The sequence below is a fragment of the Viridibacillus sp. FSL H8-0110 genome (assembly GCF_038003565.1).
GTDB lineage: Bacteria > Bacillota > Bacilli > Bacillales_A > Planococcaceae > Viridibacillus > Viridibacillus arenosi.
Window position 1 is genome coordinate 1,338,614 of record NZ_JBBOPJ010000001.1, and the last position, 11,840, is coordinate 1,350,453.

At 28.3% G+C, this 11,840-nt stretch carries 6 protein-coding genes; 5 read left to right on the plus strand and 1 reads right to left on the minus strand.

Translation table 11 applies throughout. The annotated features are described in order from the left end of the window. Positions 1 to 85: 85 nt before the first annotated feature. From MHH98_RS06610 to MHH98_RS06620, 3 genes are read left to right on the plus strand one after another with little or no spacing between them, the layout of a single operon-like run. Positions 86 to 1,534: an ABC-three component system protein gene (locus MHH98_RS06610; RefSeq protein ID WP_340712306.1), complete on the plus strand. Its 1,449-nt coding sequence runs from the start codon at positions 86 to 88 to the stop codon at positions 1,532 to 1,534. Continuing rightward, entirely contained in the window at positions 1,531 to 2,247 is a 717-nt protein-coding gene (locus tag MHH98_RS06615) for an ABC-three component system middle component 1 (RefSeq protein ID WP_340712308.1), read from the plus strand. The genes MHH98_RS06610 and MHH98_RS06615 overlap by 4 nt, the downstream gene beginning before the upstream one ends. Next, a complete protein-coding gene (locus MHH98_RS06620; protein ID WP_340712309.1) occupies positions 2,237 to 4,651 on the plus strand; it encodes an ATP-binding protein in 2,415 nt (804 codons plus the stop codon). The genes MHH98_RS06615 and MHH98_RS06620 overlap by 11 nt, the downstream gene beginning before the upstream one ends. A gap of 465 nt (positions 4,652 to 5,116) precedes the next feature. Here MHH98_RS06620 and MHH98_RS06625 read toward each other — a convergent pair whose 3' ends face one another. Continuing rightward, entirely contained in the window at positions 5,117 to 5,335 is a 219-nt protein-coding gene (locus tag MHH98_RS06625; RefSeq protein WP_340712311.1) for a hypothetical protein, read from the minus strand. Positions 5,336 to 5,584: 249 nt separating this feature from the next. On the opposite strand from MHH98_RS06625, the gene MHH98_RS06630 reads away from it, so the two are divergent. Both MHH98_RS06630 and MHH98_RS06635 read left to right on the plus strand, forming a co-directional pair. Continuing rightward, positions 5,585 to 10,615, plus strand: coding sequence for a sacsin N-terminal ATP-binding-like domain-containing protein (locus tag MHH98_RS06630; protein ID WP_340712313.1), 5,031 nt, complete (start codon positions 5,585 to 5,587; stop codon positions 10,613 to 10,615). Between the two features lie 224 nt (positions 10,616 to 10,839). Continuing rightward, entirely contained in the window at positions 10,840 to 11,484 is a 645-nt protein-coding gene (locus MHH98_RS06635; RefSeq protein ID WP_340712316.1) for a hypothetical protein, read from the plus strand. The last annotated feature ends 356 nt before the right edge of the window (positions 11,485 to 11,840 follow it).

Below are 11,840 nucleotides of genomic sequence, written 5' to 3' on the forward strand. Positions count from 1 at the left end.
TAAGAATCGACGATAATCCTTAAGAAAAAGAAATAAAGATAGTATTTTGAATATAGTATTTATTTAAAATAAGAAGGTGAATAATATGAGTGTAGGTAAGATTATTACTCAGGATGAAAAATATAGTACAGATGCAAGTCCTAGCTGGAATGGGTTTAATCATCAAGGGAAAATAGGTATATTTGTTGTATTAAAAATGATTAATGATTTAAATTTATCATTTGATGTGTGTAACTCTTATGAGATTGAACTTGAGTGGTTGGAGGATTTTTCTATAAAAAAGGACAATGATTACATATCTATACACCAGGTTAAAACATATAATAAAACAGCACCAAGTGATTATAAGGATGCAATTTGGCTATTATTAGCAAAGGTTACAGACTTTCCGAATGTAGAAAAAGCTTATTTGCATTCAACTAGAAAAATAAGTAAATTAGATGATCTTGAAAAACTTCTTTATGATTATAAACCTCCAAAAGAAGTGAAGAAGAAATCAAAAAAAAATGAGAAAGTAAATGAAATTGAAGAAAATAAAAAATATTGGACTCCTAGACAATGTCATGATTATGTGAAATACACAGGTGAATACCATAGAGTTTTTAAGAAATTTGAAATGTATACATATGAAAGCGGATGCCAACATTGCAGCATAGATGAAGTCGAAAACAAAATAAAAAATCAATTGTCAATTTTTTATAAAGGAAATATAAAAACATCAGAGCAATTAAATAGAGCTTTCTTACATCTGCTTGGGTTAGTAGACAAGCATATAAGGGAACGTCATATAGATATTCAAGCTGGCAATAAAAATGTAAAGGCTACAATTAATTTTCAAAAGATATATGAATTAATTGCTGCGAATTATGAACTTCCAAGTAAGGAATATATTATTTATCAGCTTAGAGACAAATTCGCAAAACTAACTAACGAGTACTTCTCAGATTTACTTCTTGATCTGAAAGATGAGATTATAAAGCCCAATGACATAATAAACGTTCATAGTGTAATAAATTCTGTATTAGAATTAGATGAAGAGAAGTTTATAAAATTTTGCATGAAAATTACACCAAATCATGAAGTGAATGATGAAAATCCTGACAGTATACTTTATGCCTTGTCTACGTTAATTTCTGAAACACACATGAATGACGGGTATTTGGAGATTCTAAAACGAATACAAAAGCAAATAAATGTAGATAAATACACTTTTATTAAGCTAGGACAAGAAAAATTAAATACTACTTATCTACCTACTACCATTATTGATACGTATCATATGCACAGAACCGGGAGAATGGTAGAAAAGATTTTAAATAATTCGCATGACGAGTCATTACTTGAAGTAGACGTAATGATAACAAAACATATTAATTTAGCAAGCTTAAAGCCAGAAAAGATTAATTCTGATATACCAGAACCTGAAATTAATAATGATGGTATACATTCTGAAAAATATCATGATCGAATTTCTAAAATTAAAAAAATTAGAATGGTAGATTTAGAGAAAGCAAAAGGGGAAATTGATGAATGAAAGAAATTATTAGAAAAATTTTTTATGATTATAACTTTGAAGAACGTGAACTTCCTTTAGTTTCCAATGATGATATTTTCTTTGCTGTTAATTTAGATAAAAACTGTCTTAATTTTTATCTAGTAGTATTTACCGATAAAATTGATCAGGACTTTCTTGAGGTGCAAGTTTCGGAGTATTACAACGCTATTAAAGGGTTAGAATCAGGTTATGACGAAAGGATGGATAAAAATCTATCTTTATTAGTTTGTCTTCAAAATGATAATGTATCCAAGAAGGAATTACTTAAAAAAGTATTTGAAATTGAAGAAGATCCATACCATTTTAAGAAATATGTTTTTTCTTATACAGAAGAACAATACAAAGTGCTTTCAAAATACTTCTTAGATAATTATATTAGTCATTCTAGAATTCTACTAAATAATGTTGTAAATAATATTGAACTTTTCAGCTCATTTAAAAAACAACCCGATAATCTTAGCAGTAGTTTATTTAATCTTTGTTCAAAATTACTAATTAAAATACCATTTATCACCTTTGAGCGAGGGGAGGAGAAGATTGAAAATTTATCAGCGAAAATCAAAGAAGAGTTGCATGATGGAGATTTATTGGAATACTCTAATAGTTGGCTAGAGATTAATGAAGAAAATGGGTCTTATAACATTCATGACATTCTTGCAGTGATAATAGGAGGTGAAAAAAATGAGTTATAAAATTGGAAAGATTTCAATTGAAAATTTTAAGCATGTCGAGAAAACTGAATTGGACTTTTCTAAAAAAGATTTAATTGTATTTGACGGGCCAAATGGTTTTGGAAAAACAACTTTGTTTGATGCTATTGAGCTTGTTGTAAGTGGAGAAATATCAAGAGTAAAAAATACAACTGATGGTAGGCACGGCTATAATGATTTACTTTTTACAAACCAAAATAATAAAGACACAGTAATTAGAATAGAGTTCTACAATGAAGAACAAAGATTTACAGTAGTTAAGCGATTTGATCACAAAACTTCTTTAAGAGCTGCCGAACGTAGACCTGATAATTGGGATTTATTCGAATTATATTTATTAGATGATTTTTATAGTCCCCTATTACCAGAATACATGGTAGACTCAGAAGAAATTTACTCCAAATTGGGGCTAAATGATTTTAGTCGTTATTTTAGTTTGTTTTATTATATACAACAAGAAGAAAATACAAATTTTCTTAAGAAATCAGCAAAAGATCGTATGACTGAAATAGCACATCTTTTTGATACCAATATTGAACTACAAGAATTAAAAAAATTAAGTACATTAAAAACTGAACTAGATAGAGAACAGAGAAAAATTGGTGGAGATAAAGGGTTACTGCCCCAAAAAAAGCAAATGTTAGACTCCTTAACAACAGGAATTAAAGATGTTAATAAAGATAAACTTGTGGAAGTTGAATATTTCCAACTACTGCAGGGTGAATCTCCTCTAAAAGAGTGGGACAAAAGAGATATTACGGTTCAAAGGACTACACGAGATCTTTATCTTAAAGATTTGCGGGAACTTTATGATTTTGTTAAACACTACGATGAATTCTTGAAATCTCAAGTAAATAAAGTTATTCAGAAGTATATAGAGAATAAATTATTGTTAAGTGATATTATAATTAGTTCTAATTTTTTGAATAAATATGATGAGATAAAAGAATTAAAAAACAAAGAAGATAAACTTCGTAATATAAAGAAAATACTTACCAAAGATAATTTACAAAACCATTTAAAATCTTTCCCTTTCAAAGATTTGGAGCAGTATGTTGGTAGTAATACAGATGTAAGTGCTATTAAGACTAAGTTTGCTTTATTGGAAAGTTATAAGCAAAACTCAAACGACCTCTCAGCTATTTTACAAGAACTTAATACTACTAGAGATACTCTAATGGAACACTACAACAAGATACATAAATTAGGAATGGGAGATCAAGGATTATGTCCTCTTTGTGGACATGATTGGATTAATTATGAGGAATTATTATCAAGTGTTCAATCTAAAAGGGATGCTTTTCAAAATTATTATGACGATTCTTCAAATAAATATGAACAAGAGCTAAATTTCTTGTTTGTTGAACATTTGGATCCTATAGTTGATTGGATTGATGGATATTTAAAACAGAGTAAAAATATTATAAATCGGGACTTTTATGATCAATTAACAATAAGCATAAAAAGAAAGCAAAGTACTAGTAAATTTATGGATTGGTGTTTGGAAAAGGATTTTGATATAACTGAATTTATTAATCAAAAAAGTGAGTTTGTATCTGATTTAGAAGAGAAAATTGAGGATTTACAAAACTTTATATTAAGTAAAAAGCAACCTGTTAAGCCGGGTTACACTGAATTTGATGAAAAAGCATCTGCATTTGAATCAATATATCAAGAACTATTTCAAGGGCATGAAGAACAAGTTCGAAAGATTACGCTTGAAAATATTGTAAGTAAAGCCGATTATATTAATTATCAATACTATCATAAAGGTTCGAAAACCATAGAATTATTAGATAATGAAATTGGAGATTTAAAAACAAAATTAGAAAATGTTAATTCAAGTATTACCAAAATCAAGGAAATAATAGAAATTTACAAACAAAGAATTAGTCAACATTGGCAAAAAATTTTACGTGATGTTGAAGTACCTTTTTATATTTATAGTGGCAAAATACTTCAAGATTATCAGAGAGGACTGGGTCTGTTCATTAAAGAAAGCGAGGGAGATGGAGCTAAAAGCATTAAATTCGTTTCTAATATTAGTAGTGATCATGATGCTGTAAATTATCTATCTTCTGGACAATTATCAGGTCTAGTAATTGCATTTACTCTAGCTTTAAATAAAGTTTATGGTAATAAAACCATGGATATTTTGTTAATTGATGATCCTGTTCAAACCATGGATGAAATAAATATGGTTTCTTTCGTTGAATTACTACGTAATGAATTTAGAAACAAACAAATATTTTTATCTACGCATGAAGATGACATATCTCGTTTTATGAGATATAAGTTTAGTAAATATAATTTGGAAACATTACGTTTGAATGTTAAGGATAGACTTTACTTAGAATCTGGTAATAAAAAGAATTTCATGGAATAAATTATAGGTAATTTTTAGAGATATTGTATCTAATTAAATGTGAATTAATATTAGAAGACGATACAAATTTATCAAACTTAATTTTTAAAAGAGAAATAGAAATATATTTTTTAGTATAGTTAAGTAACTTAATCAAAAGTTAAATTATTATTTTTTAACCCCGTCCTAAATTTAGAACGGGGTTATGTTTATTTTAGTTAATAACTTTATTATCATGCTACAATTGTTTTAAATAACGATTATTCAAAACGATTGCTTTCTCTTTCTTGTTCAATTAACTGCCAATTAGTTGAATAAGAGTTGCTTTAAAATACCTCATAAATCCATATTATGCAATTAATTAAAAGAATCTATTTTGGATGAGGTTTTTTAAAATAGATTCTTTTCTTGCAATTTCGAATTTTCTTTTTAAAAAAGTCTGATCATTTTCTACCTATGTTAGATTTGTTTTCGTATCGTCAGTATTCATTCGGATTCAAATTCAATCTCTTTATCTCCATCTTTCATTTTAAATTTAATTTTTTTATCTTTGAGAATATATAAAGCACCAAGTCCCAATGCACCACCTACAATTTTCCCTTTGTTTTCTCTAATAGTTTCGGCTACTGCTGATGATAGTTCTTTACTTTCAAGAATGGCTTTTATTGAAGTTTCAGCATTTTTTAAGATTTCAGGCACACCCATTTTTCTAATCTCCCTTTGATTTTTATATTAATCATAGATTATCTTGAAAAAATAGTAAATTACAACTTACTATAAAAAGTCGTTTCGTATTGAAAAATAGATAGGGAATCAGCTTATAGGAAAAAGTAGTCCGAGATCGATAATAACGAAAAAAACTCTAAAGTATAATAATTTATAAAATGTGAATTTGTATTAATGAAAAAAATATTTTATATTAATACTAATAAATGTAAATTTGGAGAGGTGTATATGAGAATATATCAAGATATCGCACGTATATTTGAAGAAAATTCTTCTTATAAAAATCCAACGCAAGCAGTAAATCAGGCAAGTTCATTAAATGCTTTATCCGGTGACTTATATACAGATGCTAATAGATTTATTTATGAATTACTTCAAAATGCTGATGATTCCTTAGAAAAAGGAAATTCGATTGAAGTTTGGATAAAAATTATTGGTAAAGAATTAATATTTGGTCACAGTGGAAAACCCTTTGATCAGAGAGATTTAATGGGGATATGCAATATCAATAATGGTACTAAAAAAAATGACATTAACAAAACAGGGTATAAAGGAATTGGTTTCAAATCTGTTTTTGGGCAGTCTGATAAAGTCACAATTTTCTCCAATAACGAGTATTTTAGATTTGATAGAAATTATGATTTTAATTGGCAATGGGAAATTTCTAGAGAGGATTGGGAGAAAGAAAATGGTCGGGAATTCCAATATCCTTGGCAAATAATACCTATATATACGAAAGAAGATGAAGTAAATCCATTAGTTAAAGAATATATTTTAAGTACTAATATCAAAGTCGCAACTATTATTTCTTTACATAATTTATCTGAGGTTGAAGAAGCTATAAAATATTTGACTAAGAATACAAATATGTTTTTGTTCCTAAAAAATATATCAAAGATTAACTTTGAACTTTCTGAAAGCAATTCCATCTTGATAGATCGTAGTGACGAAAAGAAAATTAAATTAGCAAATAACAATAGTAATTCTGAGTGGATCATTAAAAGTAATACAATAAAGGTACCAGAAAGTGTACGTTTAATTCTTCTTGAAGATAGAAATATTCCAGAAAAATTAGCAACAGCTACTGATATAGAGGTTACTTTAGCTGCAAAGATCATTAATAATGAAATAGTTAAGCTAAATAAAGAAGAAAATTTATTATATTCTTATTTACCAACAGGTGAATCTAAATATGAATTTCCAGTACTAGTAAATACAAGTTTTTTAACAGCTGCTAATAGAGAATCACTACATGTTGATTCAAAATGGAATCAATGGATTTTTAATTCTTTAGCTGTTGAAATAGTTCGATGGATTGCAGAATTAGTCGAGTCTGAATTTAATTGTCAAGCCTATAAATTAATACCAAAACAAATATATAAAAATGAATTAGGGAATAGTTTCAATTGTGGTATTGAAAATGCTTTGAAGACAGTTAAATTTGTACTTTCTAAAGATGGTGATTTAATAACTGTTAAGGATGCTATAGTAGATACAACTTTTTTATCTGAAAAAGATTTTGTTGGTGAAAATGCTATTAAGTCTTATGTTTGTAGGGCGTTAAATTATGAAGAATCTTTGAATAAAAAATTTGTAGTAAATAATCCGTATTCAACATACATAAATGACTTATGTTCTTTTAAGTTTACTTGGAATGAATTTAGTAAATTTCTTCTTTCAAGTTATTTTTATAAAGAACATGATGTATTTAAAAATATTCATTTAATTATGCATTTAAAGAAACTTTATGATGAAAAACTTAAAACATTTGATGATCACTTTATGAAAAACCTTACTTTTATATGGAATCATAAACATAAATTAAGCTACCCTAGTCAAGTATGTATTCCTACGCCTGATGATACAAATTGGGATAACCCTGAAAGTGAATTAATGTTTTTACATGAAGAAATTCAAAAATTTCTAAAGGAAAATCCAGATATATATATATGGCTTGAAAATTTAGGTGTTAAGGAAAAAACCGATGTAACTTATATTCGTCAAAATATTTTACCTAATATAGAAAATATCTCTACATTAGATAATACACATAAATTAATTACTGAATTATTTTCATTATATAAAAAAAGTGTTTTGGATGATGCTCTTCTAAATGACTTAAATAAAATTAGGATTCTTACACAAAATGGGTCACTAATACCAGTGAAAGAATCATATTTATCAAATTACTATAAGCCTAGAGTTGAATTAGAAAAAGTAATTAGGAAAGATATATTTATTAGTGAAAGCTATTGTGAAAATAAGTTAGATATTGATGAATGGAAACGTTTTTTTAAAAAGTTGGGGGCTTGTGAAGGAATATCTATTCTAACGTATCAAGATAAATTGAAGAAAGAAATTTTAATATCAAAAGGAATTCAAGAAGGATTTTTCACTGAGGATGATAAACTCTTTAAACCTAATTACAGTACATTTAGAGCGGATGAATTTGAAAATTTAATTTCAATTGAATTTCTTGTGGATATAATAAATAACCTAAAAGCAGCAGCGATATTTTGGCAAGATTTAATAGATTTATATTCCCCAACAGACTTAACTAGTCCACTTGTTGCATATTGGGGTTATAGCGGACGTCAAGGGAGAATTTATGGTAGTGAAGTAGGTAACTATATTTCTTGGTTTATTAAGAATAATAGTTGTTTACCCACAATAATGAAAAAATGTTTTAAATCAAATGAAATATTTCTTAATTCAGAAGAGTTATTGGAATTATGCGGTGAATATTTACCCATTTTCCAAGGTCCCAAACTTTCAGATGAATGGAAAATGTTTTTTGAATTTAAAACGCATCTTAAACTTGAAGATTACTTAGAACTTTTAACCCAAATTTCAATCGATATTATCGATAACAATCAAGTTAAAGAAGAAAATATAAAAAGAATTCAATTAATATATAATCAGCTAATGGATGATTGTGAGTTTTGGAATAATGATGAAATAGTATTAGTGGGAAAATGGTCTGAAGAAAACTGCATGTTAAATAGCAAAAAATTGTTTAGTGAATGTGATTGTCTTTATTATTATTGGGATGGAAATGAATCCGTGTTTCAAGAACAGTATGGGTTTATTTATTTAAGTGCCGAAAATAAAAAGCATCGTTCTTTAGAGATATTTTTAAAATATTTTAAAGTGAGTATTTTGAGACAAAGCGAGTTTAATTTAGTTCATTCTGAAACTCAGTCAGCAATTTCGTTAAAGGAACATTTATTTAAAATTTTGCCCTATTTAAAAGTCTGGATTGAAAACGATGAAATTAAAGAATTGTTAAATACTCCGTTAAGTATGTTAAAAGTAAAAACAGAAACCTTAGAAATATACGAAGCAGAAGAATTAAAAATTACTTATGATGAATTAGGGTTTTCTAAAGTAGTTTATACTCATTTTATTGACAACATGCTTTATGTAAAGGAACCATGGGACTCAAATAGTGTGTTGTTAAAACTATCTGGAGAATTAGTCAATTATTACGATTTAAGGGGTCATGACAAAAAAATAGATTTTTTATTAAGGTCTACTATTCCTGAAATTGAGCATTATTTCGAAGTTGAAGAATATGACATTACTCATATAAAATCGGATGATGTTGAAATTTCAAGAAATTCAAGTGAAAATAAATTAAAGTCATTTGCAGAACTAGAAAGTAAAATTGAAAATAATAAAATGCCTCCTTCGGTTTATCATTTATCCAAATCGGATTATAATGCTTTAGTTTATGTGGAGAGTTTAGTCGATAGGGCCGTTGGTAATGTTTTAGCTTATTTAACTACATTAGATGAATATGATTGTACAAATAGTTACCGGATAGCTAAAAGTATTATCGGAGGAATTTTGAAAAATGGTAATGAGATTGCGGTAGTTGCTAGGCCTTCTGATGGAAACAAAGTTTTACTATATTATACTTCTGAATTTGATGTATTAGATTATATGGATGCAGAATTGTGGTGCGAAAATGGTAGTGTGCATAGTGTTAGAAGGATAACTATGGGGCAATTATTTAAGAAAACAGGAATGAATAAAATACCTATAAACACTATTAAATTAATTTCTGATGATCTTGATGACCTATTAAATGCAAAGAAATCTAAAACCATTGATTATAGTCCGGTGCCATATACACCTCAAATTCTGGCTCAAACTATAGCTGCGTTTAATAATACAGATGGTGGCAAATTAATATTTGGTCTAAGAGAGGTTAATTCTAAAGAAAATGAAGTTGTTGGAATTAGTAAAGATTTTAATTTAGCTGAAATTATCGGAGAATCCGTAAAACATTTATCAAAAGTGCCTAACATTAAATATGATTGGATTAATCATCATCAAAAACTCCTTTTTGTTATTGAAATTGAAAAGAATGATGACCCGATTTTTATTGGAAAGCATAAATACGTCCGTGTAGGAAACCAAAATATTATTGAAAATAGCCCTCCCAAAACCGAGACTATATTAAGCAAGTCCTATTTTGAAAATAACGTAGTGCTTATTATTTCTATCGAAAATTATTTTCCAAGAAGTGATAATCAAATCACTCCAGTAAAGTATGCTAACGCAGATGCGGAGAAGTTTAAACAGGTACTAATTAATTCAATGAATGTGAAGGAAGAGGATATCACTATCATAAAAAATGAAGAAGCCATTAAATCTAATTTGGAATTTGGATTGAAAATGCTGTTTAATTCTTTAACGGAAAAAGATCGACTAATTTTTTATTACGTCGGTCATGGCTTCCATAATGGTGTAACAAACTACTTATCAACCTATGATATGCATTCATTTAACATTACTGAAACAGCAATACCATTATCAAAGTTATTGTTAGATCCTTTAAAAAAATCGAAATGTAATAATGCGATAATTTTTATAGATGCATGTGCAAAAACTTTTAAAGATGAGAATGAAAGAAGTAATATTTCTGACATAAATGATGATGAGTTAGTTGTTTATACTAATGAAAATCCAAATTATTCTGTATTTTTATCATGTCTGACAGGACAAAGCTCATATTCGTCAGATAACTTAATGAATGGGGTTTGGACTTATCATTTAATAAATGCTTTAAGTGGGAAAGAAGAGCGTGCTATAGTAAATAGAAGTTATATAACGGATAGATCATTAAGCAATTATTTAACTAATTCTGTCTCGCAATATACTGAGCCAGGATGGAAATATAATCAGATACCAAGGAGTATTATTGAATCATCGCATGAAAATATTATTTTGGAAATGGATGAAATTAAGTAATGATCTATGAATAAATTGCTTATATTTATAATCTTAGAATTTAATAATTATTATGATGAAAATTAATATTTTTTTTGTTATAAATGTCTTATTAGTGAAATTTGTTAGATAGAAAAGTTTTATTGATATAATTTATTGTATTAAGAAGAGTAGGATTCACAAAATTAAAAAGCGTACCAAAAAGGTTAACGGGTTCGGTTCAGAGGTGCAAGTTCACTTCGATTGTGAATAAAGAACATTTAGGCTCGGCAAATATCGATACTGAGAAATTACGTCATCATATTCCAACAGCTGAGGCGCAAATTACCGACTTAATGAAAGAAATGTTTGTAAAAGCATCGAAAGATTGGGACCCATTGAAAAAAAGCACGAGAACGTTATGGAAAAACAGAGAATATTTAGAGTATGGTCTTTTAGGCTACAACGGTACGTACTATGACCGTTGGTATAACCGATTCTTAACAGGGTACGCACAGTCATTTTCAAAGATGAGTGAAGTCCAAGTTCAAAAATTATTCAATGTAACACCTGGCAGTAACGAGGCCATTGCACTTTTAGAGATTCTCAACAAATTCGCATACAGCTTTATTAAATTCACTACGGATTACAAGTTAAATACGGGTGAGAATATGACTGACTTCATGAAAGAGGTTGTCACGAATAATCCAATGTTTGTTGATGGCGAGTTTATGCGCGATCAGAACTTACAAGTAAATGAATGGCTAACACAGGTATATGATTTCGAAGGCTATTTCGATAGTATTCAAATGAACATGCACATTCTATTTGTAGAGGCATTCTTGGATAGCTTCTTAAAAGAGTGTGAAATGCATAATGCGCGCGTGGTAGCACGTTCGGCGCACATCTAAAATTTAAACTAGCTACCTGAAATTGATCAGATAGCTAGTTATTTCATTATTTAACGTAAGCCCGAAATATAAAAAAAGAGCGTACCTTGGGGATATAAGGATCGAAAACATAGATAATGATTCATTGAAAAAACGGATCATCTATAGAATTAATTCAATTAAAGCATCATGTTAACAAAGCTATATATGATGCCGCACAAGTTTTATATGCAGAAAGAACAAGCGCCTTGAAGTGTACAAAAAGTGTATAAAATAGAAATGAAGTGTTGATACATAAGGTTACTTGAATGTCCTCCTGGAACGTAACGAAAAGGCGATTAAGCCCGCCAAATCAACCTCTTGTATCGTTTTGTGAA

Coding starts and splice junctions, on each gene's coding strand:
- MHH98_RS06630 (WP_340712313.1), top strand. CDS start 5,585: ATGAGAATATATCAAGATATCGCACGTATATTTGAAGAAAATTCTTCT.
- MHH98_RS06625 (WP_340712311.1), bottom strand. CDS start 5,335: ATGGGTGTGCCTGAAATCTTAAAAAATGCTGAAACTTCAATAAAAGCC.
- MHH98_RS06610 (WP_340712306.1), top strand. CDS start 86: ATGAGTGTAGGTAAGATTATTACTCAGGATGAAAAATATAGTACAGAT.
- MHH98_RS06620 (WP_340712309.1), top strand. CDS start 2,237: ATGAGTTATAAAATTGGAAAGATTTCAATTGAAAATTTTAAGCATGTC.
- MHH98_RS06615 (WP_340712308.1), top strand. CDS start 1,531: ATGAAAGAAATTATTAGAAAAATTTTTTATGATTATAACTTTGAAGAA.